24 protein-coding genes are annotated in these 23,742 nt (G+C 61.9%); 14 read left to right on the top strand and 10 right to left on the bottom strand.

Annotation, left to right across the window (positions count from 1 at the left end; genetic code table 11):
- Window positions 1-650: 650 nt before the first annotated feature.
- Entirely contained in the window at window positions 651-866 is a 216-nt protein-coding gene (locus AACW30_RS07605; protein WP_003173733.1) for a TOBE domain-containing protein, read from the bottom strand.
- A 319-nt stretch (window positions 867-1,185) separates the two neighbouring features.
- On the opposite strand from AACW30_RS07605, the gene AACW30_RS07600 reads away from it, so the two are divergent.
- The 3 genes from AACW30_RS07600 to AACW30_RS07590 are packed head-to-tail and all read left to right on the top strand — an operon-like array spanning window position 1,186 to window position 3,708.
- Window positions 1,186-2,157 carry an aliphatic sulfonate ABC transporter substrate-binding protein gene (locus tag AACW30_RS07600; protein ID WP_200624631.1) on the top strand — a complete coding sequence of 324 codons (972 nt, stop codon included), beginning with the start codon at window positions 1,186-1,188 and terminating at the stop codon, window positions 2,155-2,157.
- 10 nt (window positions 2,158-2,167) lie between these two features.
- Entirely contained in the window at window positions 2,168-2,995 is an 828-nt protein-coding gene (locus tag AACW30_RS07595) for an ABC transporter permease (RefSeq protein ID WP_200624630.1), read from the top strand.
- Window positions 2,992-3,708: an ABC transporter ATP-binding protein gene (locus AACW30_RS07590; RefSeq protein WP_106577929.1), complete on the top strand. Its 717-nt coding sequence runs from the start codon at window positions 2,992-2,994 to the stop codon at window positions 3,706-3,708. The genes AACW30_RS07595 and AACW30_RS07590 overlap by 4 nt, the downstream gene beginning before the upstream one ends.
- A gap of 227 nt (window positions 3,709-3,935) precedes the next feature.
- On the opposite strand, the gene AACW30_RS07585 is transcribed toward AACW30_RS07590, so the two are convergent.
- The 3 genes from AACW30_RS07585 to AACW30_RS07575 form a co-directional block, all read right to left on the bottom strand.
- Window positions 3,936-4,856: a FecR domain-containing protein gene (locus AACW30_RS07585; RefSeq protein WP_200624629.1), complete on the bottom strand. Its 921-nt coding sequence runs from the start codon at window positions 4,854-4,856 to the stop codon at window positions 3,936-3,938.
- Window positions 4,853-5,371, bottom strand: a complete 519-nt coding sequence (locus AACW30_RS07580; protein WP_200624628.1) for a sigma-70 family RNA polymerase sigma factor — start codon at window positions 5,369-5,371, stop codon at window positions 4,853-4,855. Before AACW30_RS07580 ends, AACW30_RS07585 begins: the two co-directional genes overlap by 4 nt.
- Window positions 5,372-5,463: 92 nt before the next feature.
- On the bottom strand, window positions 5,464-6,081 hold the full coding sequence (locus tag AACW30_RS07575; RefSeq protein ID WP_200624627.1) for an LpxA family transferase: 618 nt from the start codon (window positions 6,079-6,081) through the stop codon (window positions 5,464-5,466).
- Window positions 6,082-6,194: 113 nt separating this feature from the next.
- Between AACW30_RS07575 and AACW30_RS07570 the strand changes: the two genes are divergently transcribed.
- The gene (locus tag AACW30_RS07570; protein WP_200624626.1) at window positions 6,195-7,160 is read left to right on the top strand and encodes a threo-3-hydroxy-L-aspartate ammonia-lyase; all 966 of its coding nucleotides are present in this window, start codon (window positions 6,195-6,197) and stop codon (window positions 7,158-7,160) included.
- Entirely contained in the window at window positions 7,157-7,537 is a 381-nt protein-coding gene (locus AACW30_RS07565) for a RidA family protein (protein WP_119735327.1), read from the top strand. The genes AACW30_RS07570 and AACW30_RS07565 overlap by 4 nt, the downstream gene beginning before the upstream one ends.
- Here the strand turns inward: AACW30_RS07565 and AACW30_RS07560 are convergent.
- Window positions 7,525-8,151 (bottom strand): helix-turn-helix transcriptional regulator, encoded by a 627-nt coding sequence (locus tag AACW30_RS07560; protein WP_119735328.1) that lies wholly within the window; start codon window positions 8,149-8,151, stop codon window positions 7,525-7,527. The two genes, AACW30_RS07565 and AACW30_RS07560, sit on opposite strands and share 13 nt — an antisense overlap.
- 70 nt (window positions 8,152-8,221) lie before the next feature.
- On the opposite strand from AACW30_RS07560, the gene AACW30_RS07555 reads away from it, so the two are divergent.
- On the top strand, window positions 8,222-9,325 hold the full coding sequence (locus AACW30_RS07555; RefSeq protein WP_200624625.1) for a DSD1 family PLP-dependent enzyme: 1,104 nt from the start codon (window positions 8,222-8,224) through the stop codon (window positions 9,323-9,325).
- Between the two features lie 56 nt (window positions 9,326-9,381).
- Here the strand turns inward: AACW30_RS07555 and AACW30_RS07550 are convergent, their stop codons facing one another.
- Window positions 9,382-9,858: a GNAT family N-acetyltransferase gene (locus AACW30_RS07550; RefSeq protein ID WP_124417275.1), complete on the bottom strand. Its 477-nt coding sequence runs from the start codon at window positions 9,856-9,858 to the stop codon at window positions 9,382-9,384.
- Between the two features lie 271 nt (window positions 9,859-10,129).
- On the opposite strand from AACW30_RS07550, the gene AACW30_RS07545 reads away from it, so the two are divergent.
- A complete protein-coding gene (locus AACW30_RS07545) occupies window positions 10,130-11,380 on the top strand; it encodes a ribonucleotide-diphosphate reductase subunit beta (RefSeq protein ID WP_034108883.1) in 1,251 nt (416 codons plus the stop codon).
- 152 nt (window positions 11,381-11,532) lie between these two features.
- Window positions 11,533-12,021: a DUF1289 domain-containing protein gene (locus AACW30_RS07540; protein WP_200624624.1), complete on the top strand. Its 489-nt coding sequence runs from the start codon at window positions 11,533-11,535 to the stop codon at window positions 12,019-12,021.
- Between the two features lie 125 nt (window positions 12,022-12,146).
- Here the strand turns inward: AACW30_RS07540 and mdeB are convergent, their stop codons facing one another.
- Entirely contained in the window at window positions 12,147-14,825 is a 2,679-nt protein-coding gene (mdeB, locus tag AACW30_RS07535; RefSeq protein ID WP_200624623.1) for an alpha-ketoglutarate dehydrogenase, read from the bottom strand.
- Between the two features lie 190 nt (window positions 14,826-15,015).
- On the opposite strand from mdeB, the gene AACW30_RS07530 reads away from it, so the two are divergent.
- The 3 genes from AACW30_RS07530 to AACW30_RS07520 all read left to right on the top strand — a co-directional run bounded on the left by AACW30_RS07530 (window position 15,016) and on the right by AACW30_RS07520 (window position 17,767).
- Window positions 15,016-15,930 (top strand): class I SAM-dependent methyltransferase, encoded by a 915-nt coding sequence (locus AACW30_RS07530; protein WP_200624622.1) that lies wholly within the window; start codon window positions 15,016-15,018, stop codon window positions 15,928-15,930.
- 149 nt (window positions 15,931-16,079) lie between these two features.
- A complete protein-coding gene (gene pcsA / locus AACW30_RS07525) occupies window positions 16,080-16,799 on the top strand; it encodes a phosphatidylcholine synthase (RefSeq protein ID WP_106577916.1) in 720 nt (239 codons plus the stop codon).
- A 188-nt stretch (window positions 16,800-16,987) separates the two neighbouring features.
- The gene (locus AACW30_RS07520) at window positions 16,988-17,767 is read left to right on the top strand and encodes a TSUP family transporter (protein WP_119741946.1); all 780 of its coding nucleotides are present in this window, start codon (window positions 16,988-16,990) and stop codon (window positions 17,765-17,767) included.
- Here the strand turns inward: AACW30_RS07520 and nudC are convergent.
- Together nudC and AACW30_RS07510 are read right to left on the bottom strand one after the other, a co-directional pair.
- Window positions 17,735-18,568 (bottom strand): NAD(+) diphosphatase, encoded by an 834-nt coding sequence (nudC, locus tag AACW30_RS07515; protein ID WP_169366581.1) that lies wholly within the window; start codon window positions 18,566-18,568, stop codon window positions 17,735-17,737. The two genes, AACW30_RS07520 and nudC, sit on opposite strands and share 33 nt — an antisense overlap.
- A gap of 5 nt (window positions 18,569-18,573) precedes the next feature.
- Window positions 18,574-19,386: a crotonase/enoyl-CoA hydratase family protein gene (locus AACW30_RS07510; protein ID WP_119741942.1), complete on the bottom strand. Its 813-nt coding sequence runs from the start codon at window positions 19,384-19,386 to the stop codon at window positions 18,574-18,576.
- A gap of 192 nt (window positions 19,387-19,578) precedes the next feature.
- Between AACW30_RS07510 and AACW30_RS07505 the strand changes: the two genes are divergently transcribed.
- Together AACW30_RS07505 and AACW30_RS07500 are read left to right on the top strand one after the other, a co-directional pair.
- Entirely contained in the window at window positions 19,579-20,847 is a 1,269-nt protein-coding gene (locus AACW30_RS07505) for a chloride channel protein (protein ID WP_200624621.1), read from the top strand.
- Between the two features lie 60 nt (window positions 20,848-20,907).
- A complete protein-coding gene (locus AACW30_RS07500; protein WP_106577911.1) occupies window positions 20,908-21,462 on the top strand; it encodes a UPF0149 family protein in 555 nt (184 codons plus the stop codon).
- A gap of 7 nt (window positions 21,463-21,469) precedes the next feature.
- Here the strand turns inward: AACW30_RS07500 and AACW30_RS07495 are convergent, their stop codons facing one another.
- Entirely contained in the window at window positions 21,470-22,099 is a 630-nt protein-coding gene (locus tag AACW30_RS07495; protein WP_119741934.1) for a lytic polysaccharide monooxygenase auxiliary activity family 9 protein, read from the bottom strand.
- A 329-nt stretch (window positions 22,100-22,428) separates the two neighbouring features.
- Between AACW30_RS07495 and AACW30_RS07490 the strand changes: the two genes are divergently transcribed.
- A complete protein-coding gene (locus AACW30_RS07490) occupies window positions 22,429-23,685 on the top strand; it encodes a 3-phosphoshikimate 1-carboxyvinyltransferase (RefSeq protein ID WP_106577909.1) in 1,257 nt (418 codons plus the stop codon).
- The last annotated feature ends 57 nt before the right edge of the window (window positions 23,686-23,742 follow it).

The following is a 23,742-nucleotide window of genomic DNA, read 5'->3' as shown; positions in this document are numbered from 1 at the left end:
TCCAAATGTGGGAGCTGGCTTGCCTGCGAAGAGATCGACTGGGTATGCCTGATGCACCGAGGTGCCTGCATCGCAGGCAAGCCAGCTCCTACAGAGAAGCAGATCTGCTGTTGATCTGATGCTGATCTTGATTTGACAGGTCCAGCCAACCACGATGGCTGTCGCAAAGGATAGGCACCCGGCCTCCCGAGTGACCTACCCAAGCAACCCCGCCCCCACATTGGAGTTGTGCATCGGAGTGGTGGTTGTACCGGGGTCCAAATGTGGGAGCTGGCTTGCCTGCGAAGGGATCGAATGGGTATGCCTGATGCACCGGGGTGCCCGCATCGCAGGCAAGCCAGTCCCCACAGAGAAGCAGACCTGCTTTTGATCCGATGCTGATCTTGATTTGACAGGTCCCGCCAACCACGATGGCTGTCGCAAAGCATAGGCACCCGGTCTCCCGAGTGAGCTACCCAAGCAACTCAGTCCCACATTTGGATCTGAGCGCATCAGGTAGCGAGTGTACCGGGTCCAAATGTGGGAGCTGGCTTGCCTGCGAAGGGATCGACTGGGTGTGCCTGATGCACCCGGGTGCCCGCATCGCAGGCAAGCCAGCTCCTACAGAAAAGCAGATCTGCACTTAATATGCTTTTGCTTCAACCACTGGCTTACAGCTTGGCAATGGAAACTTCGGTCGACTTCACAAAGGCAATCACTTCGCTGCCCACTTTCAATTCCAGGTCACGCACCGAGCGCGTGGTGATCACTGACGTCACGATGCCGGACGCGGTTTGCACGTCGATCTCGGACACCACTTCCCCCAGCAGAATCTCCTTGATCACGCCCTTGAACTGGTTGCGCACGTTGATCGCTTTAATGGTCATGTCGGCTTTCCTTTTGGCTGTTGGGTCAATCCGCACGAATGCGCAGGCCCTCAAAATGCGCCATCCAATCGGACATTAAAAGGAATATATAACTCTTTATTTATTCGATATTGATATATATGAACTGTTCGCCTGGCAACAGCTGATCAACAAACTGCCCGCTGCTATCACAGCAACGGCGGCTTAAACCCGAGCAAATCCGCCTTCGGCGTAGATGGCACAGAGACTGCATATTCCGATAAAGCATGATGGAACATGCCAGTTCAATTTTCTGAATATAAGAAAAGCCTTCTCTCATCGCCTTGTCCGGAGCTGTTCCATGAAACCCTTTGCTCAACGTTTACTGGGCGCCTGCGCCCTCGCCTTGTGCCTGCAGCCCCAGGCCTTTGCCGCCGAGGCCGACCCGGCGCAAGTCAATCTGGATTACGCCTACTATTCGCCGGTCAGCCTGGTGCTCAAGCATTTCGGTTGGTTGGAGCAGGCGTTGCCGCACACCAAAGTCGGCTGGGTACTGAGCCAGGGCAGCAACCGCTCACTGGAATACCTCAACAGTGGCGGCGTGGACTTCGCCTCCTCCGCCAGTTTGTCTGCCGTATTGAGCCGTGCGAATGGCAGCCCGATCAAATCGGTGTATGTCTACAGCCGCGCCGAATGGACGGCTTTGGTGGTACGCAAAGACTCGCCGTTCACCAGCGTGACGGACCTCAAGGGCAAGAAAATCGCCGCCACCAAAGGCACCGACCCGTACCTGTTCACCCTGCGCAGCCTGCAACAAGCCGGGCTGAAAAAAGATGACGTGGAGCTTGTGCACCTGCAACACCCGGACGGCCGCACCGCCCTGGAGAAAGGTGACGTGGACGCCTGGGCCGGCCTCGACCCACACATGGCCGCCAGTCAAATCCAGGCCGGTTCGCGCCTGCTGTACCGCAACAAAGACTTCAACAGCTACGGTGTGGTCAGCGTCACCGAGACGTACGCCAAGGAGCATCCGCAGACCATCACCAAGGTGCTCGGCGCCTATGAAAAGGCCCGCGACTGGGCGGTGAAGCATCCGGATGAGTTCGCCAAATTGCTCGCCGATGAGTCCGGGTTGCCGCTGGAAGTGGCCAAGCTGCAACTCTCGCGTACCGACCTCGGCAGCCCGTTGCTGACCCGCCAGGATGTGGTGTCGTCCAAGGCCGCCGCACCGATCCTGGTGTCCGAGGAACTGGTCCGTCGCGGGGTCAATGTGGATCAGGTGATCGACCAACTGATCGACACCTCGTTCGGTCAAGCCTTGCCGAAGCCGTAAGGGGCGCGTGATGACCAGCAAAACCCAAACCGTGCCGCTCGCGGCGCCGCTCGTCATGCAGCGCAGTGCCTGGCCACGGCGTTTGAAAGGACTGGTGTTGCCGGTGCTGATCCTGCTGGTGCTGGAGGTGGTGGTGCGTATCGGCTGGCTGCCGTCGTACCAGATGCCGGCCCCCAGCGAGATCGCCGTAACCCTGACCGACCTGGCCGAAGGCGCGTTGTGGAAGCACATCGGCGTCAGCCTGTTGCGCGTACTGGCGGGCTTCGCCATCGGCGCGAGCCTGGCGTTGGTGTTTGCCGCCTGGGTAGGGCTCAGCCGTGAAGCCGAGGCGTACCTGGAACCCACGTTTGCCGGGCTGCGCTCGATCCCGAGCCTGGCCTGGGTGCCACTGTTGCTGCTGTGGCTGGGCATCGATGAAACCTCGAAGATTGTGCTGATTGCGATTGGCGCGTTCTTCCCGGTGTACCTCAATGGCGTCGCGGCGATCCGCGATATCGACCGCAAATGGGTGGAGGTCGGGCAAATGTACGGCTTCAGCCGGCGCCGTCTGGTGCGGCGGATTCTGTTGCCCGCCGCCCTGCCCGGTCTGTTTACCGGCTTGCGCAGTGGCCTGAGCCTGGCGTGGATGTTCCTGGTGGCGGCCGAGTTGATCGCGGCCACCAAGGGTTTGGGCTACTTGCTCAGTGACGGGCGCGAAACCTCACGGCCGGACATCGTGCTGGCCGCAATCATCGTGCTGGCGCTGCTCGGCAAAGTCAGCGATGGCCTGCTCGCAGCGCTCGAGAAACACTGCCTGGCCTGGCGTGACACCTTCAACGGCCAGGGTGCGGAGCAATGAGCATGCAGCCTTTATTGGACATTCGTGTAGAGCGTAAAAGCTTTGCCAGCACCCCCGTGCTGACCAACGTGCACCTGGCCTTGCAGCCACGCGAAGCGGTGAGCCTGCTGGGGCCCAGTGGTTGCGGTAAAAGCACGTTGCTGCGCATCGTTGCCGGCCTGGAAAAAGACTTTCAAGGCCAACTGCGCAGCCCCGAAGGCGAAGTGGCGTTTGTGTTTCAGGAACCGCGCCTGATGCCCTGGCTGACGGTAGAGCAGAACATCGGCTTCAGTGATGACAGTCACTATGACAAAGCCTGGGTCGCGCAATTGATCGACGAAGTCGGCCTCAAGGGTTTCGCTCAGGCACTGCCCAAAGCGTTGTCGGGCGGCATGGCGCAACGGGTGGCGATCGCACGCGGCCTGTATTCGCGCCCGCAGGTGTTGCTGCTGGACGAGCCGTTCAGCGCTGTGGACGCCTTCACCCGCATGAAACTGCAGGACTTGCTACTGCAACTGGCCAAGCACCATGCCATCGCGTTATTGCTGGTGACTCACGATGTGGACGAAGCGCTGTACCTGAGTGATCGGGTGCTGGTGATGGACAACCGGCCGAGCAGCATCCGCCAGGAACTCGCGGTGGACCTGCCGCACCCACGCGACCGTCGCGACCCGCTGCTGGCACGGCTCAAGGCACTGGCCTTGACCGAGTTACAGCGGGCGCATGTGATTTAAAGACAGATGATCGCCCATGGCATGCGGGCGCCCTATGGCAAGCACGCTCCCTGTGGCAACCAGACTCCCTATGGCAAGCAGGCTTTCTGTGGCGAGCGGGCTTGCCCCGCGTTGGGCTGCGAAGCGGCCCTAAAATCCCACGACGCGGTCTATCAGTTTTACCCAAGTGTCCAATTGGAAGCGCTTCGCACGCCAACGCAGGCCAAGCCCACTCCCCCAGTGAAGCGTCAAACCAGTGTGCGGCTCAAGGTCACCCAGTACCGCGTCCGCGCGCGCACTTCAAACCCCAACGTCTGGGACAGCAGCGTGAGAATGCGGTCGGTGTCGTCCAGCCGGAAGCTGCCGGTCACGCGCAGGCTTTCCAGGCTCGGGTCCCAGCGCAACACGCCTGGGCGATAACGCGCCAGTTCACGCAAAAAATCCCCCAGCGCCTGGTTCTGCGCGGTCAACACGCCGTCGCGCCAGCCCAGTTGCAGCGCATCGAACGCTACCCAGGCGCCAAGCCCTTTGGCCTGCAACGGCGCCTGCTGCCCGCTGCTCAATGTCGCCACGTGCCCCTGCACGTCGTGCACCTGCACCGCGCCCTTGAGCACCGAGACCAAACAACCGGACGCCAATTGCCGCACACACACTTCGGCCTGGCTGACGTGAACCTCGCCGTAGCGGGTGTTCACGGTCATCGACGCCGCGCCTGGCACATTCACGGCCAGCTCACCGTCCACCAACGTGATGCGCCGCTGCTGGAGATCGACATCCGCCGCCGTGGCAGTGTTGAGTTGCAGGCTGCTGCCATCGGCCAACGGCAGGCGCCTGCGCTCGCCGGTGGCGGTGTGCACATCGGCCCGCCATGCCTCGATGGGCAACTGCCGACTCACCAGCCAGGCGGTCGGCACCAGCGCCGCCACACCCAGCGCACGCTTGAGCATGGCCCGCCGCGACGGCTGGGGCCGGTCGAGGCTGGCCATTGCCAATGCCTGCGGCACGTCGCTGAAACGCTGGCGCAGGGCTTGGGCTTTCTGCCAGGTCTGTTCGTGCTGGGGGTGGCTGGCGCGCCACTGCTGCAACGCGGCGTGATCACCTTCGGTGGCCGCGCCGGATTCCAGCAAGGCCAGCCACTGCGCGGCGGCGCGCGCGACCTCGCGGTTCACAGGTCTGCCAGCAAACAATGTTCGTAGGCTTGCGCCATGTAGCGCTTCACCGTGCGCTCAGAAACGTTGAGCCGCTCGGCAATCTCGCGGTAGCCCAGGCCTTCAAGTTGGCTCCACAAAAATGCGCGGCGCACCAGCACGGGCAAACCGTCGAGCAACTCATCCAGCGCCTGCAGGGTTTCCAGCAGCAGCCAGCGTTGCTCCGGCGACGGCACACAGGTGTGAGGAAGACTTGCCAAGGCCGTCAAGTAAGCCTGCTCAAGGCTGCGCCGCTGATGAAAGTTGACCAGCAAGCGCTTGCCGACCGTGACCAGGTACGCGCGTGGCTCCTGCATCTGCGCAATCGGCTGGGCACTGGCGAGCACGCGCAGGAACGTATCCTGGCTCAGGTCCGCTGCATCCCAGGCATTGCCCAGGCGCCGCCGCAGCCAGCTTTCGAGCCAACTGCGGTGGTCGCGGTACAAACTCGACAAGGTGGGTTCGGCGGCGTGAGTCGGGACAGCTGCATCATTCATGGCAAGCGACCTGCGCGGCGCGAGTGAGTCTCAAATGAGATTCATTCTATTTAATATCGTGCCGGTGCACCATGCCCTTTTCAACATTGCGTTTATACAGAGGCTTCTGCGTCGAACACTTGCCCGCGCCCGATGACACTGGCAGGGGCTAACACGGCCCCCGGCGCCAGCACCGCATTGGCGCCAATTCGGCACTGATCGCCGAGCAACGCGCCGAATTTGTCGCAACCGGTGCGCTGTAACTGCCCGTCAATGCGCACCAGCACCTCTTTGTCCACGCGCTCATTGCGGTAGTTGGCGACGATGCTGCCCGCCTCCAGGTTGATCCCGTGGCCAAGCACCGAATCACCGACAAAATTGAAATGCGCCAGCTTGCTGCCCTTGAATACAAATGAGGTTTTCAGTTCGGCGCCTGGCCCGATGATGCACTGCGCCTCCAGCCAGCAACCACCGCGCAGCAGCGAACCGCTGGCGATAAAGCACTCGGCGCCGATGATCAATGGGCCCTTGAGCAAGGCGCCGGGTTCGACCGTGGCGGTGCGGTGCACGGCGATTTCATCGTGAATGGCGTAATCCTCAACCGGAAGTTCGGTGAGCAAGTGGCGGACGATGGCGGGCGCCTGGGTCACTAGCGCCCAGGGTGCCAGGTCGGCCCACGGCGCCAGCGGTGACTGGGCAAGGTTGGCGATGTAGTCGGTGAGTCGGATCAACGTCGAACCCTCGGGCGTTCAGAGAAGCTCGAAACGCTAGCATGAACACAGGAAACTTTACTATTTGTCTTGATATGGATATTTTATCCAAACACGCACATGAGGTCCGTCGCATGCAACTGCCTACCTATCAAGACGTCACCGCCGCCGCCCAGCGCCTGGAGGGCTTCGCGCACGCCACGCCGGTGCTCACCTCGCGCACTCTCAACGCCGAAACCGGCGCCGAAGTGTTCATCAAATGTGAACACCTGCAACGCACCGGCTCATTCAAGTTTCGCGGCGCGTTCAACGCCCTCTCGCAGTTTGATGCGCAGCAGCGCAAGGCCGGTGTGGTGGCGTTTTCTTCGGGCAACCACGCCCAAGGCATCGCGCTGGCGGCGCGTTTGCTGGGCATGCCGGCGACGATTGTGATGCCCACCGACGCGCCGGCCGCCAAGGTCGCCGCGACCCGTGAATATGGCGCCAGCGTGGTGCTGTATGACCGTTTTGCCGAGGACCGCGAGCAGATCGGCCGTACCCTGGCCATCGAGCAAGGGATGACGCTGATCCCGCCTTACGATCACCCGCACATCCTCGCCGGCCAAGGCACTGCCGCCAAGGAACTGCTGGAATTCACCGGTCCTCTGGACGCGCTCTTCGTCGGCCTGGGTGGCGGCGGCATGCTCTCGGGCACAGCACTTTCGACCCGTGCGCTGGCACCGGATTGCCAACTGTTCGGCGTCGAACCGGAGGCCGGCAATGACGGCCAACGCTCCTTGCGTGCCGGCAGCATTGTGCACATCGACACGCCGGCGACCATTGCCGACGGTGCGCAAACCCAACACTTGGGCAACTACACCTTCCCGATCATCCGTGATCAGGTGAACGACATCTTCACTGTCTCCGACGCGCAGTTGGTGCAAGCCATGCGCTTCTTCATGCAGCGCATGAAGATGGTGGTGGAACCCACCGGCTGCCTTGGCCTGGCGGCATTGCGCCAACTGGGCGAGCGGTTCAAGGGCCAGCGCGTGGGGGTTATCGTCACCGGCGGCAACGTCGATATCCAACGCTACGCCGCCCTGCTCAGCGAGGCGCCATGAACATCATCCACACCGCGACTGCCGCGCCGCCTGCCGGGCATTATTCGCAGGCCGTGCGCCATGGCGACACGCTGTATATCTCCGGGCAATTGCCGGTCAGCGCGCAGGGTCGCCACAACCTTGAGGCGTCGTTTACCGAACAGGCGCAGGTGGCGCTGGACAATGTGTTGGCGATCTTGAAAGCCGCCGGCGGTTCGCCCCAGGACCTGGTCAAGGTCACGGTGTACGTGGCCGGGGTCAACCACTGGCCGGAATTCGACCGCCTCTACGCCGCCGCGCTGGGCGAGCACCGCCCTGCCCGCGCGGTGGTGCCGGTGCCCGAGTTGCATCACGGGTATCTGGTAGAGATTGAAGCGCTGGCGCGTTACTTGGCGTAGGTGTAGACCGCCGCGCGCGACACGCCCAGGTGCGAGGCGACAGTTTCCATGGCCCGACGAACGTCCATGCAGCCGGAGTCTTTGAGCTCCTGCAAAAGCAGCCGCCGATCCGCCGCCTTGAGTGCCCGCGGCGTGGTGGCCAGGCGTGCGGCGAACTGGTCGATACGCGCACGAATCACATCGGCGCCGGACGGGTCGAGGGACTCATTGGGCTTGTCGCCACTGACTGAACCAAACTGCTCCAGCATGCCCTGCAAGCCCCGGAACAACGAGAGATCGACGTTCATGCACAAGGCCGCGACGTACTTGCCGCTGGCGTCCTTGATGCCGATCGACGTGCTCTTGACCTGACGCCCATCGGCGAACTGGTTCTGGTAGTTGGCGATGACCTGCGGGTAGTCCGGGTCGGCAATCCGCGCCAGCCCCAGTTCGGTGGCCGGGTCACCGGGTTGGCGTCCGGAAAGGTTGTTATGGATCGCCAGGATCGCATGCTGCGGGTCGCGCAAGTCGTGCAGCACCACCTCGCAGAACGGGCTGAAGGTTTTGCTCAAGCCTTCGGCAATCTGTTCGAGTTGGCTGATCAGCGTGGTTTGTTCGGGAGAGGTCTTTTTCATGTAAGACAACATATCCAGTCCTGGACAGGGCGTCAATTTGGCCACTGTCCCTCATTGTGGAGTCTCAACCATGGACACGCCTGCCGCATTGATTGACACGCTGAAGATGCAGCGCAATATCCAGCGCATGCAACAGCGCGCTGACAGCCTGGGCGTGCACTTGCGCCCGCATGTCAAAACCCATAAATGCGCCGACGTGGTGGCCGCACAGATCGCTGCGGGTGCGCGCGGCATCACCGTGTCGACGCTCAAGGAAGCCGAGTACTTTTTCGAGCGGGGCATCCACGACATTCTCTACGCAGTCGCCATGGCGCCCCATAAGCTGCCCCAGGCCTTGGCGTTGCGGCGCCAGGGTTGCGCGCTGACGCTGATCACCGACAGCCTCGCCGGTGCCCAGGCCATCGTCGATTTTGGACGGCAGCACGGCGAGACCTTTGCGGTGATGATCGAGATCGATTGCGACGGCCATCGCTGCGGGGTCAAGCCGCAGTCGCCTGAATTGCTGGTGATCGCCCAACTGCTGGGCGCCAACCTCGCCGGCGTGCTGACCCACGCCGGAGAAAGCTACGGCCTGGATGCGCCTGAAGCCTTGCAAGCGATAGCGGAACAGGAACGCGCACGTTGCGTCGAGGCGGCCGAGCGCATTCGTGCGGCGGGCTTGTCATGCGAACAGGTCAGCGTCGGCTCCACGCCCACCGCGTTGTCGGCGCTGAGCCTGCACGGCGTCACCGAACTGCGCGCTGGCGTGTATGCGTTCTTCGACCTGGTGATGCACAACATCGGCGTGTGCCGTGCCGATGAACTGGCCTTGAGCGTGCTGACAACGGTGATTGGCCATCAAGCGGAAAAAGGCTGGGTCATCACCGATGCGGGCTGGATGGCCATGAGTCGGGATCGTGGCACTCAGTCGCAGAAACGTGATTTCGGGTATGGCCAGGTGTGTGATGAATACGGTGAGCCCATCGATGGGTTGCTGCTCAGCAGCGCCAATCAGGAACACGGTGTGGCGCGGTTTGAGCACAGCCATGTGGATGTGGTGACGCACTTCCCACTCGGCACGCGCCTGCGCATTTTGCCCAACCATGCGTGCGCGACGGGCGCGCAGTTTGGTAGCTACATCGCCGTTTTGCATGACGCTGATGTGCAGGTATGGGAGCGCTTGCGCGGCTGGTAGCCCTCCGTTCAAGCACCGCTGGCTCAACGCGGAAGGTGGCTTGAGTCGGCGGCGCATTACGTTTCCTGAAAAGCCCGCTCCATCTTGATGATCTCAATGGAAACCGGACTGTTGCCACGGCTGAACCTGCCCTCGCCGATTTTGCGAAACCCGAAGGCGGCATAGAATCTTTCGGCGGTCAGGGTCGCTTCCAGGTAGGCCTTGGCATGGCCCGCGTGTTGGATGTGCTGCAAGGCTTCACTCAGTAAACGCGCACCAATGCCTTGTCCGGCCGCATCACCGCGCACAAACAATTTGCTGATTTCATGGCCGTCAATTTCGACGAAACCTTGCAGGGTATCGGTGTACGCCAGCCACAGCGTGCCCGCGGCGATGGCCGCGCGGTACGTCTCAGGCGAGCGACCGTCGAGCCACATTGCAATCTGCTCAGGGCCGTAGTCGGCATTGCACAGGTTTTCGACCGAGTTTTGATGCACCGCAAAGATGCTTTCGGCGTCTTGCTGGGTGGCCGCGCGCAGCAGAATCTTTTTCATTCCCTTGAGTTTCCCTATGTGGCCAGTGAACCCTGGCTTTACAGCTGAACAAGCGCCGGGCAGCGACCCATTACCGCACATCTTGTGCGTTGACCTACTTTGTTACACACCATATAGTGTGCCCACAAACAAACCAGACCACTACATAGTGTGCAGCATCGGTATTTACCGACCACACTACGCGCAGTATTTCAATGCCGAGTAGCCTGCAAACCGCATATTTTTGGACGGGTTCACACGCCGTCAGAACAGATAAGGAAGGAGTATTTCAATGCTGAGTTGGGATGAAGTCGACAACGAAGACACCGGTGCAGCGGTGATCAAGGGCGCCAACGCCGGGCATGCCAGCGAAGCCAACATGGACCGCCTTGACGGTGCCGGCGCCGCGGCCGCACTGGAAGCGCGCAACGTGACTGCCAACGACTCCGCCGCCATCGTGCGCGCCAAGGCCGCCCTGGACAAACTCGACGTCGCCGAAGGCCTCGCCGAGCTGGAAGGTTCCGCCGCCCGCGTCGCCGTTGACGAAAAGCGCATGATCAACTGCCGCGCCGACCTCAACCAACTCGTGCCCTTCAAGTACGACTGGGCCTGGCAGAAATACCTCGACGGCTGCGCCAACCACTGGATGCCGCAAGAGGTCAACATGACCGCCGACATCGCCCTGTGGAAAAATCCCGAAGGCCTTACCGACGATGAGCGTCGCATCGTCATGCGTAATCTGGGCTTCTTCTCCACCGCCGACTCCCTGGTTGCCAACAACCTGGTGCTGGCCGTGTACCGCCTGATCACCAACCCGGAGTGTCGCCAGTACATCCTGCGCCAGGCCTTCGAAGAAGCGATCCACACCCACGCCTACCAGTACTGCATCGAATCGCTGGCCATGGATGAAGGCGAGATCTTCAACATGTACCACGAGATTCCATCGGTGGCCAAAAAGGCCGCCTGGGGCTTGAAGTACACCCGCTCGATCTCCGATCCGAAGTTCGAAACCGGCACCGTCGAAACCGACAAAGAACTGCTGCGCAACCTGGTCGCCTACTACTGCGTCCTGGAAGGCATCTTCTTCTATTGCGGCTTCACCCAGATTTTGTCCATGGGCCGTCGCAACAAAATGACCGGCGTCGCCGAGCAGTTCCAGTACATCCTGCGCGACGAGTCGATGCACCTGAACTTCGGTATCGATGTGATCAACCAGATCAAAATCGAAAACCCACACTTGTGGGATGCCGAGATGAAAGAAGAAGCGACCCAGATGATCCTGCAAGGGACTCAGCTGGAGATCGAGTACGCTCGTGACACCATGCCGCGCGGCGTGTTGGGCATGAACGCGGCGATGATGGAGGACTACCTCAAGTTCATCGCGAACCGTCGTTTGTCGCAGATTGGCTTGAAGGAAGAGTACCCGGGCACCACCAACCCGTTCCCGTGGATGAGCGAGATCATGGACTTGAAGAAAGAGAAGAACTTCTTCGAAACCCGCGTGATCGAGTACCAGACCGGCGGCGCATTGAGCTGGGACTGATCAACAACACAGATCTAAACGTGTGGGAGCGGGTTTGCTCACGAATACAGCGTGTCAGTCGATGCATCCGGTGACTGACTCACCGCATTCGCGAGCAAGCCCGCTCCCACATTGGGTCTGCGGTGCTCTATAGACTTTGCAAATTGCCCTTTATGCCCAATCACACCATCAAGACCCCCTGCGTCGGCCTATGCTCTACCGTTTACGGTGACCTGGTCTGCCGGGGCTGCAAGCGTTATCACCATGAGGTGATTCAGTGGAATGGCTACAACGCCGACGAGAAGCAGGCGGTGTGGCTGCGCCTGGAGCAGCTGCTGGTGCAGGTGATGGCCAGCAAGCTGGAAGTGTTCGACCCACAACGCCTGCGCCAGCAGTTGGAAGACCGCAAGATTCGCTTTATGCCGCACCAGTCGCCGTATTGCTGGGCGTACCAGTTGATTGCGCGGGGCGCGCGGGTGATTTCCAAGCTGGATGCGTATGGGTTGGCGTTGTTGCCGGAGTTTCGTGAGCGCAGCCTTGCGGATTTGCGTGATGCGATTGATCGGGAGTTTTTCCTGCTTTCCGAGGCGCATTACGAGCGCTACATCGCGCCGGGGTTTCTGAAGGAAGCGTTTGGGCCAGCCCTGATTGCCACGTTCTAACACCACCGCAACCCTAAAGTGTGGGAGCGGGCTTGCTCGCGAATGCAGTCTGTCAGTTAATAAATCTGCTGACTGATTCACCGCTTTCGCGAGCAAGCCCGCTCCCACATTTGGATTTTCGCCAGTCAGCAAACCCAGGACGCTTCGCGTTCCGTCTGCAAGCCATAGCGCTCAATCGCCTGCTGACACACCTCTCGCGCCAGACTCCCCTGCTCCGCCAACGCCGTCAGCGCTGCCAGCACCAGTTGATGGCGATCCACTTCAAAGAAATCACGCAACGCTGCCCGTGTATCACTGCGACCAAAACCGTCGGTGCCGAGCACGGTGTAGCTACAACTCAGGTAAGAAGCGATCATCTGCGGCACCGCCCGTACATAGTCGGACACCGCAATCACCGGCGCGCCGTTGGGCAAGCAGTCATTCACATGGCTGACGCGCTTGGCGTGCTGGGGATGCAAGCGATTCCACCGCTCCACTTCCCGCGCATCCCGCGCCAGCTCACTGTAACTGGTGACGCTGAACACCTCGCTCGCCACTTGCCAATCCTCGGCCAGTAACTGCGCGGCGGCCTGGGCCTCGCGCAGCAGCGTGCCCGAACCCAGCAAGCGCACTTGGGCATCTGGCGCACCTTGCAAGCGGTACATGCCTTTGATAATCGCTGACTCCACGCCCTGCGGCAGGCTTGGCTGCGGGTAGTTTTCGTTCATCAACGTTACGTAGTAGAACGCGTCCACGTCGTGTTCCAGCATCTGGCGCATGCCGTGGTCGAGGATTACCGCAAACTCGCCGGCAAACGCCGGGTCGTAGGCGCGGCAATTAGGCACGGTGGCGGCGCTGAGGTGGCTGCTGCCGTCCTGGTGCTGCAAGCCTTCGCCGCCCAGGGTGGTGCGCCCGGCCGTGGCGCCGAGCAGGAAACCACGGGCGCGCTGGTCAGCGGCGGCCCAGATCAGGTCACCGACGCGCTGGAAGCCGAACATCGAGTAATAGATATAGAACGGCAGCATGCGCAGGCCATGCACCGAGTAGCTGGTGGCCGCTGCCACCCACGAGCTGATGGCACTGGCTTCGCTGATGCCTTCCTCGAGGATCTGCCCGTCGGTGGCCTCGCGGTAGCTGAGGATCGAGCCGATGTCTTCGGGCTCGTAGCACTGGCCGACGCTGGAATAGATGCCGATCTGCTTGAACAGGTTGGCCATGCCAAAGGTGCGCGCCTCATCGGCCACAATCGGCACGATGCGCGGGCCGAGGGCCTTGTCCTTGAGCAGGTGGGTGAGCATGCGCACGAAGGCCATGGTGGTGGACATTTCCTTGCCGTCAGCCGCCGTGGCGAAACCGGCGTAATCCTTCACTGGCGGCACCGCCACCGGCGCTGCGACCTGACTGCGGCTCGGTACGTAACCGCCGAGCGCCTGGCGGCGTTGATGCAGGTAGCGCAGTTCAAGGCTGTCGTCGGCCGGTTTGAAGAAGCTCAACGATTCGGTCTGCTCGTCCGTCAGCGGCAACTGGAAGCGATTGCGGAAGGCGATCAGCGCCTGCCGATCAAGCTTCTTCTGTTGGTGCGTGGTCATCCTGCCCTGCCCGGCTTCGCCCATGCCGAAGCCCTTTTTGGTCTGCGCCAGGATCACCGTCGGCTGGCCCTTGACCCGGCGCGCGGCGTGGTAGGCGGCGTGGATCTTGACCATGTCGTGGCCGCCACGCTTAAGGCGGTCGATTTGCTCGTCACTCATGCCCTCGACCAACTTGGCCAGTGACTCGCTCTGCCCGAAAAAGTGCTCACGGTTGTAGGCGCCGTCTTTGGCGGCGAAGGTCTGGAATTGCCCGTCGACGGTCTGCGACAACGTGCTCACCAGCGAGCCGTCAGTGTCCTTGGCGAGCAAGGCGTCCCAGTCTGAACCCCAGACCAGCTTGATCACATTCCAGCCGGCACCGGCAAACAACGCCTCCAGTTCATCGATGATGCGCCCATTGCCGCGCACTGGGCCGTCGAGGCGTTGCAGGTTGCAGTTGACCAGCCAGGTCAGGTTGTCCAGGCCTTCGCGGGCGGCCAGGGTCAGTGCCGACATGCTTTCCGGCTCGTCCATTTCGCCGTCGCCGAACACACCCCAGACGTGACGGTCGGTGGTGTCGAGCAGCCCACGATGCTGCAGGTAACGCATGAAACGCGCCTGGAAAATCGAGCTGATCGGGCCGATCCCCATGGAACCGGTGGGGAACTGCCAGAAGTCCGGCATCAACCACGGGTGCGGATAGCTGGACAGACCCCGTGCGCCCGCTTGTTGCCCGCCGATCTCCTGGCGGTAGTGCGCGAGGTCGTCTTCGCTCAAGCGGCCCTCCAGGAAGGCGCGCGCATAAATGCCCGGCGCGGAATGCGGCTGGTAGAACACCAGGTCGCCGCCAAAGTCTGGGTTGCGGGCGCGGAAAAAATGGTTGAAGCCGACTTCGAACAAATCGGCGGCACTGGCGTAGCTGGCGATATGGCCACCGAGCTCGCCGTACGCTTGATTGGCGCGCACCACCATGGCCAGCGCGTTCCAGCGCACCAGGGAAGCCAGACGCTCTTCGGTGGCGAGGTCACCGGGAAAGACCGGCTGCTGCTCAACGCTGATGCTGTTGATGTACGGTGTGCCGTGGCGCGGTTTCCAGTTGATATGCGGGGCGCTGCCTTCGCGGGCCAGCAGGTCGAGGATCTGCCGCGCCCGTTCGGGACCGGCGTTGGCCACCAGCGAAGCCAGTGCGTCACGCCACTCGTCCTGCTCTACTTGATCCAACGCCGTGTGATTGACTGCACTGGCGAAACCATTCATGCGCACCTCCGGGCTTTTTTCCAGTTTATGCTGGCGCTGAAGGATTTTTTGCCTGTTATCAGGCGCAGGTTCGGGCATTTTGAGCATGAATCACTGCCAATCCGCTTTTTGCCAGCACGTTGTGCTCAAGCCACACGCAACGCCGCAACTGTGTTTAAAATGCCGCCCGCTCAATGACCGACGCTGACCGATGACCCCAGACGCACTTGCCACCCTGCACGCCCACCTGCTCACCGCCCTGGCCAGCCCGCCCGCCGAGACCCGGCGACTGTTCCACGGCCGTGGCCGCTGCTGGCCGGGGCTGGAACAACTGACGGTGGACTGGTTGCAAGGGGTGATTCTGGTTTCGTTGTTCAAAGCGCCGGAGGCCGAACATCTGGACGCGTTGAAACAGATGCTCAAGGAACAGCTCAGCACCTATACCGTGGCCCTGCAACACCGCTACCTGCCGCAAAGCACCACAGAATGGCTGGTGGGTAACGCTGTTGATGAGCTGACGATCACCGAAGGCGGCCTGCGCTACCTGATAGACCTGGGAAAAAAACAGAACAGCGGGCTGTTCCTCGACATGCGTTACGGCCGTAACTGGGTGCGTGAGCAGGCCAAAGGCCAGCGCGTACTCAACTTGTTCGCGTATACCTGCGGGTTCTCCGTCGCGGCCATCGAAGGCGGCGCCGACCATGTGGTCAACCTCGACATGGCCCGTGGCGCCCTCAGCCGTGGCCGCGACAACCATCGCCTGAACGGTCACGACCTGAGCAACGTTACGTTTCTGGGCCATGACCTGTTCAAGTCCTGGGCCAAGGTCACCCACAGCGGGCCTTATGATTTGGTCATCATCGATCCGCCGTCCTTTCAGAAAGGCAGCTTCCTGCTGACCAAGGACTACCAACGCGTGCTGCGCCGGCTGCCGGATTTGCTCACGCCCCAGGGCAGCGTACTGGCGTGCATGAACGACCCGGCGTTTGGCGAAGACTTCCTGATCGACGGCGTCACCCGCGAAGCACCGGGCCTGCGCTTTGTGGAGCGGCTGCAAAACCCGCCTGAATTTCCGGATATCGACCCCCAAAGTGGCTTGAAGGCGCTGGTGTTCCGTCAGGGTTGATGCTGAAACGTGCTGCGCTTGCTACGCTAAGTGATACACCGGGGCGGTGAACCTTATCCCCCCCTTCCCGGTCGATACCTGCATTCCCCGGCCAGACTCGACGGCGTTACGTTGTCGGCTGCCCTGTTTGACCTTTTGGAGAAACGCCCGTGATATCGACCCTGCATGTAGCCAGACTCAAAGCCTGGGGCGCCCACGGCTTTACCGCCACCGGTGTCGTGCTGGCCTTTCTGGCCACGCTTGCGCTGCTGGAAAACTCACCCAAGGCTTGCCTGCTCTGGCTGGGCCTGGCACTGGTAGTCGATGGCGTAGACGGCTCCCTGGCCCGACGAGTGAATGTCAGCACGGTATTGCCAAGCTTCGATGGCTCGGTGCTGGACCTGGTGATTGATTACCTGACGTATGTGTTTATTCCGGCGTTGTTCATCTACCGCTATATCGACCTGCCCGACTTCACTCACCTGTTTACGGTGTCGGTGATTCTGGTGTCGTCGCTGTTCTGCTTCTGCAATGTGAACATGAAGAGCAAGGACAACTACTTCGTCGGCTTCCCCGCCGCCTGGAACGTGGTTGCCCTGTGCGTGTACATCATCCAGCCGGACGCCTGGGTCACCTTGCTGACGGTGATTGGCCTGGCGCTGCTGACCGTGACGCCGATGAAGTTTTTGCACCCGTTCCGGGTCAAGCGCTTTATGCCGATCAACATTGCCGTGACCACGATCTGGTTGCTGTGCAGCTTTTTGATGGTGGTGGACTACCCGAATACCAACCCATGGACGTTCGGGTTGTGGTCGCTGATGTCGGCGTATTTCCTCGGCATTTGTGTGTGGCGCACAGCGCTGGAGTGGCTGGACAAGCGTCACGGTTGATCGCGGTTAAACCTGTGGGAGCGGGCTTGCTCGCGAAAGCGGTGGATCAGTCACAGATATATTGACTGACCATGCCGCCTTCGCGAGCAAGCCCGCTCCCACATTTGGCTCTCTGTTGATCTGACAGGTAAGATGCGGGCCTTTGGTGCAGCCCCTTCGCTGTGCCCTGCCAATAATAAGCCCTGCCCATGCCCTTCGAACTCAGCGTCGACCTCACCACCCTCGCCATCCTGGCCATCGTGGCCTTTATCGCCGGCTTCATCGATGCCATCGCCGGCGGCGGCGGGCTGCTCACCACGCCCGCCCTGCTGACCGCCGGCATGCCGCCCCACCTGGTGCTGGGCACCAATAAACTCAGTTCCACCTTCGGCTCGGCCACCGCCAGCTTCACCTTCTACCGGCGCAAACTCTTTCATCCCCGCCAGTGGGTGCATGCCATCGTCGGCACGTTGATCGGCGCGCTGGCCGGTGCGGTCGTCGCGCACTACCTGCCGGCCGAAACCCTGAACAAAATGCTCCCGGTGATCGTATTCGGCTGCGGTGTGTACCTGCTGTTTGGCGGTACGCCCAAGGCGCCGCTGGATGCCGACGCGCCGATCAAGAAGAAGTGGCAATCCACCCAGGGCTTTGGCCTGGGCTTCTACGACGGCGTGGCCGGCCCCGGCACCGGCGCGTTCTGGACGGTCAGCACGATGCTGCTGCACCCCATCGACCTGGTAAAGGCCAGCGGCGTCGCGCGCAGCATGAACTTCGTCAGCAACGCGGCGGCGCTGTCGGTGTTCATCTTCAACGGCTCGGTGGACTGGATCGTCGGCCTGGCGATGGGCTTTTCGGTAATGTGCGGCGCGTTCTTTGGCGCACGCAGCGCGATCAGCGGCGGCGCCAAATTCATTCGCCCGGTGTTTATCACCGTGGTTCTCGGCCTGACCGTGCGTCTAGCCTGGCAACACTGGTTCAGCGTGGCCTAAACGACGCGCCAGGTAGAGGTCGATCAGGTAACGCGCAATCGAACGTGACGCCGGCAGCGGCGGCAGGTCGTGGATGTTGAACCATTGCGCGTCCTCGATCTCGTCAGCTTGGGGCACGATGTCGCCACCGGCATATTCGGCATGGAAGCCGAGCATCATCGAATGCGGGAACGGCCAGCATTGGCTGCCCATGTACTGGATATTCTTGACCTCCACCTGCACTTCCTCGCGCACCTCGCGGATCAGGCAGTCCTCGGCCGACTCACCCGGCTCGGCGAACCCGGCCAGGGTGCTGTAGACGCCCGTGACAAAACGCGGCGAACGCGCCAGCAGAATCTCGTCGCCTCGGGTCACCAGCACAATCATGCTCGGCGAAATGCGCGGGTAGCTGCGCAGGTCGCAGGCTGTGCAATGCATCGCACGCTCACGCGGCACCTGGACCATGGCCTGGCCGCAGCTGCCGCAAAACCGGTGCTCGCGCGCCCAGGTGCCGATCTGCGCGGCGTAGCCGAGCACTTTGTACAACGTGTGATCGCCCTGCAGCATGAACGCGCGCAAACCTTGCCAGCTGCAGCCTGGCACGTCACTCGCCGAGTTCAGTTCCAGCAAGTACACCGGCTCACCGTCGAGGTGGCCGATGCCGTGTTCGGCGAACACCGACAGGTCCTGGCGCTTGAGCCATTCGCGCGGGAACAGCGGGCCGTTGGTGTCATGCAAAAAGCCTTCGCGGCTGCGGGCGACGGCCCAGCCACCGGGGGCGTCGTTGTCCAGCAGCGTTGTGGTAATCCAGCCTGGGGTCATGTCAGTCAATCCACGAATTCGGGTTTCTGCTTACTCATATGGGCCGCGATGGCCACGCGCAGGTCGTTGGATTGCAACATAGCCGAGTTCCAGGTGGCAACGTATTCCAAACCATCATTGACCGTGTGGTCACGCATGTAGCTGATCATCGCCTTGGTGCCGGTCACGGCAATCGGCGACTTGGCGGCGATTTGCTGGGCAATGTCCATGACGCCGGCCAACAGGCTTGCATAGTCCGCATACACGCGATTGACCAGGCCGATGCTGCGCGCTTCCTCAGCACCGAACTGGCGGCCGGTGTAAGCCAGTTCACGCAGCATGCCGTCGCCGACAATGCGCGGCAGGCGCTGCAAGGTGCCCACGTCGGCGGCCATGCCGATGTCGATTTCCTTGATCGAGAACTGCGCGTCTTCAGCGGCGTAGCGCATGTCGCAGGCACTGATCAAGTCGATGGCGCCGCCGATGCAGTAGCCGTGGATCGCCGCCAGTACCGGTTTGCGGCAATGGTCGACGGCGTTGAACGAGGCTTGCAGCTCGAGGATTTTGCGGCGCAACAAGCGCGCATTGCGGCCCACGTCCTTGCCGAATTCGTTGGCCACCGAGGCCAGCAGCATCAGGTCGATGCCGGAAGAAAAATGCTTGCCGGCGCCGCTGAGTACCACGGCGCGCACGGCGTCGGTGTCCTCGACCCACTGGAAGATGTCGATGATTTCGGTCCAGAACGCCGCGTTCATCGCGTTGATCTTTTCCGGGCGGTTGATCTGCACATGGGCAACGTTGCCGGTGAGTTCGACGACGAAAGCTTGGTATTCGGACATGGCAGTGATCCCTGACTGGCGAGTGATAAGGGCCGAACTATAACAAGGGAGCGCGGCGGCGCATCGGCCAAAAACGGGACTGGCAAACGTAATGAAATGTTGTGGGGCCGCGGTTCATGGCCTGCCGATACATTTCACCCGGGAACGCGACTTTATCGGCTATACAATCTGGGCCACTTCCTGGAGCCGTCTATGCCGACCACGTTTCGCTCATCGTTGATTCTGGCCCTGGTGGTCGTGCTGACTGGCATCGGCGCCGGGCTTGGCGGGATGCTCCTGGCGTTGCTGCTGCACGGCATCCAGCACCTGGCGTACGGGTACAGCCTCGACAGCCTGGTCAGCCATGAAACCTTTCTGTGGGGCGTGACCGCCGCCGCGCCACAGCGTCGGTTACTGGTTTTGGTCATTTGCGGCCTCGTTGCGGGTGTGGGCTGGTGGACCATTTATCGCTACGGCCGTCCGCTGGTGAGCATCAAGCAGGCGGTTGGCGAAAAGATGCCGATCATGCCGCCCAAGACCACCCTCGCCCACGCCATCCTGCAAATCATCACCGTGGCCCTCGGCTCGCCGCTGGGGCGTGAAGTGGCGCCGCGTGAAGTCGGCGCACTGGCGGCGACATGGTTAGCGCAACGTGCGCGACTGGAACCGTCGATGCATCGGCTGATCGTAGCCTGCGGCGCGGGTGCGGGCCTGGCGGCGGTGTACAACGTGCCGTTGGGCGGCGCGGTGTTTGTGCTGGAAGTGCTGGTCGGCGCATTCAGCTGGCCAGCGGCGGTGATTGCGCTGGCAACGTCGGCGATTGGGGCCGCGGTGGCATGGATCGGCCTTGGCGCAGAGTCGCAATACGTGGTGCCGCATTTTCTGCCGAGCCCGGCGTTGATCGCCTGGGCCGTAGTGTGTGGCCCGGTGTTTGGCGTGGCGGCCTACGCTTTCAGCCGCGTTACCGGCGCCGCCAGGGCGAACGCCCCGCGCGGCTGGCGTCTGCCGGTGCTGGCGTTGATCAACTTTACCCTCATCGGTGGGTTGGCCATGCTGCTGCCGCAGATCCTCGGCAACGGCAAGGGCCCGGCGCAACTGGGTTTCGACAATGAGCTGACAATCGGCCTGGCCGCCATCCTGCTGCTGGTCAAAGTGCTGATCACGACCAGCAGCCTGCGCGCCGGGGCCGAAGGCGGGCTGCTGACCCCGGCCCTGGCCAATGGCGCGTTGCTGGCGATCATCCTCGGCGGCGCCTGGAGCCTGGCGTGGCCCGGCGTGCCGCTGGGCGCGTTTGCGATCATCGGCGCAGCGGCGTTCCTGGCGGCGAGCATGAGCATGCCGCTGACGGCGATTGTGCTGGTGGCGGAATTTACCCGGATCGACCATGACTTTCTGGTGCCGATCATCCTGGCGGTGGTGGGTTCGATGTGCGTGAGCAAACTGCTTGTGCGCTGGGAAAACGCTGGAAAAAAGCCGGCCTAAGCGCCATCCTTCGCGCTTTAAGCCGCCCCGCAGCGGCGCTCGACGCTCAAAGGAATTGCCATGCACGCCCAACCCCTCGCCCCCGCCGATTTCGAATTCATCGACGAAACCCTGCTCAAGTACGGTGACGATCACTCGGTGCTGAACCTGGCCGAACTCGACGGCTACTTCACTGCGCTGGTCTCAAGCCCGGCACAAGTGGACGTCGCTGAGTGGTTTCCGGCGATCTGGGGTGGGCAGAACCCGGACTGGGAAAGTGTGGAGGAGGCCCAACGTTTTCTCGAACTGTGCGTGCGCCATATGAATACCCTGGCCGCGCAGTTGGCAACCGACGCGCAAGGCTTCAAGGCTCGCTTTGATGACACGGAGCATCAGGGCCACGTCGTCACCCTGGCGGAGGAATGGTGCTTTGGCTATATCCGTGGCGCCGCGATCGGCCACTGGCCCGAATTGCCCGCCGAACTGGCCGGGCAACTGGAGAAAATTTCCGGGTGCGCCGAGCAGGACAACTTCGAATTGCCGGCGGACCTGGATGTAAACGCCCATCAACAGCGGGTCAGCGCAATCGAACCGGCTGCGCGGGCGCTACATGATTACTGGTTGAGCAAACGCTGAGCCGGGCTTATTTGAAGTCCAGGTCAAACGCCTGATAGAACGCGTTGCCGGTGTTGGCCACGATCCACATCAGCACCACCACGTGGCGGCCTTTTTTGCCCTTGGGCAAGGTCACCTGGTGCTCGACCCTGGCTTTCATTTCGTCGGCGTGCTGGTAATACGGCACCTGGGTGTAGAAGTCTTCAAAGAATGGTTTTGCCTCAAGCTGGGCGCGGCTGATGCGCTGCTTGGGGTCCCAGCCATCCTTGGTGATGAGCCAGCGATAACCCCGGGTGACGTGGGCAGCGGTGTATTGCCACTGCACCTTGAACACCTGGCCGGCCTCGACATTGAGCAATGGCCAAGTGAACGGGGTGTTGAGCTTTTTGCTCATTTCCTCATCGGTGAAGTTGACGCAATCGCGCTCATCGGTTTTGCCGCCGCTCAGGATGTGCCCGTCGGCCGGCGGCGTGACGCTTTGATCATCGGTTTGATAAGGCGCAGGGAAAGGCCCGGCGGTGAGTGCCGGGAAGTTCTTGCCGCCTTCCATTTCGTTGACCTGCCAGTTGCCCAGCAGCCCACGCTCTACGGCCACCGAGCCTCGGCTGGCGGGGGTCACGACACGGCCGTGCCTAAGTTGCGTCTGAGGTTTGTTCATTTCATTCACTCCTTGATTGAAAGCGCCCCGTCATGGGGCGTGCCTCGAACTTACCGTGGTGGGTTTTATTGTCCAATCGATGCTTCTCTCGGAACAGTCGTACAGCGACGCCGTTTCGCGGCGTAAAGGCCGTTGTCCTGCAACGCAAGGGTTGGTTGTCCTACCCGGCTGAGGGCAGTAAGGCTACACGCCCTGTCCGCGAGTTGATCACGCCGTAATACGCGCCGCACAACGATCCCTGCTCGACAAGCGTGGCGTGTTTGGCTGATTATTCGGGTCCGCCCGTCGGCCACTCCACACCACCTTGCCTTGATCAGGAGCCTTGTACCTTGAGTTCGCAGAAAACCGTGACCGTGACACCGCCCAATTTCCCCCTGAACGGCAAGGTCGCTCCTCCCGGCTCCAAATCCATTACCAACCGCGCCCTGTTGCTGGCGGCGCTGGCCAAGGGCACCAGCCGTTTGAGCGGCGCGCTGAAAAGCGATGACACCCGCCACATGTCGGTGGCCCTGCGCCAGATGGGCGTGACCATCGATGAGCCGGATGACACCACCTTCGTGGTCACAGGCTCCGGCAAACTGCAATTGCCCGCGCAGCCGTTGTTCCTCGGCAATGCCGGCACCGCCATGCGGTTTCTCACGGCGGCCGTGGCAACGGTCGAAGGCACCGTGGTGCTGGACGGCGACGACTACATGCAAAAACGCCCGATCGGCCCGCTGCTGGCCACCCTTGGCCAGAATGGCATCCGCGTCGACAGCCCCACGGGTTGCCCGCCGGTGACCGTGCACGGCGTGGGCAAGGTCCAGGCCAAACGCTTTGAAATCGACGGCGGTTTGTCCAGCCAGTATGTGTCGGCCTTGCTCATGCTTGCCGCCTGCGGCGAAGCGCCGATTGAAGTGGCGCTGACCGGCAAGGACATCGGCGCCCGTGGCTACGTGGACCTGACCCTGGACTGCATGCGTGCCTTTGGCGCACAGGTCGAAGTGGTCGACGACACCACCTGGCGCGTCGCCCCCACCGGCTACACCGCCCATGACTACCTGATCGAACCTGATGCCTCCGCTGCAACGTACCTGTGGGCCGCTGAAGTGTTGACCGGCGGGCGCATCGACATCGGCGTGGCGGCGCAGGACTTCACCCAGCCGGACGCCAAGGCCCAGGCCGTGATCGCCCAGTTCCCGAACATGCAGGCCAACGTGGTCGGCTCGCAGATGCAGGACGCGATCCCGACCCTGGCAGTCTTGGCCGCGTTCAATAACACCCCGGTGCGCTTCACTGAACTGGCCAACCTGCGCGTGAAGGAATGTGACCGGGTGCAGGCGCTGCACGATGGCCTCAACGAAATTCGCCCAGGCCTGGCCACCATCGAAGGCGACGACCTGCTGGTCGCCAGCGACCCTGCCCTGGCCGGCACCACGTGCAACGCGCTGATCGACACCCATGCCGACCACCGCATTGCCATGTGCTTTGCGCTGGCCGGGCTGAAGGTCGCGGGAATCCGCATTCAAGACCCGGACTGCGTGGCCAAGACCTACCCTGAGTACTGGAAGGCCTTGGGCAGTCTTGGGGTCGCACTGAGCTACTGAAGCAGCCGCGCCGGAATGGGGAGGGAATGCACATGACGATTCGCCCGCCCTGCCCAC

The organism is Pseudomonas sp. MF6747, from assembly GCF_963890955.1.
GTDB lineage: Bacteria > Pseudomonadota > Gammaproteobacteria > Pseudomonadales > Pseudomonadaceae > Aquipseudomonas.
The sequence above is the reverse complement of the archived record's forward strand: the minus strand, read 5'-3'. Positions and strand labels throughout refer to the sequence as shown.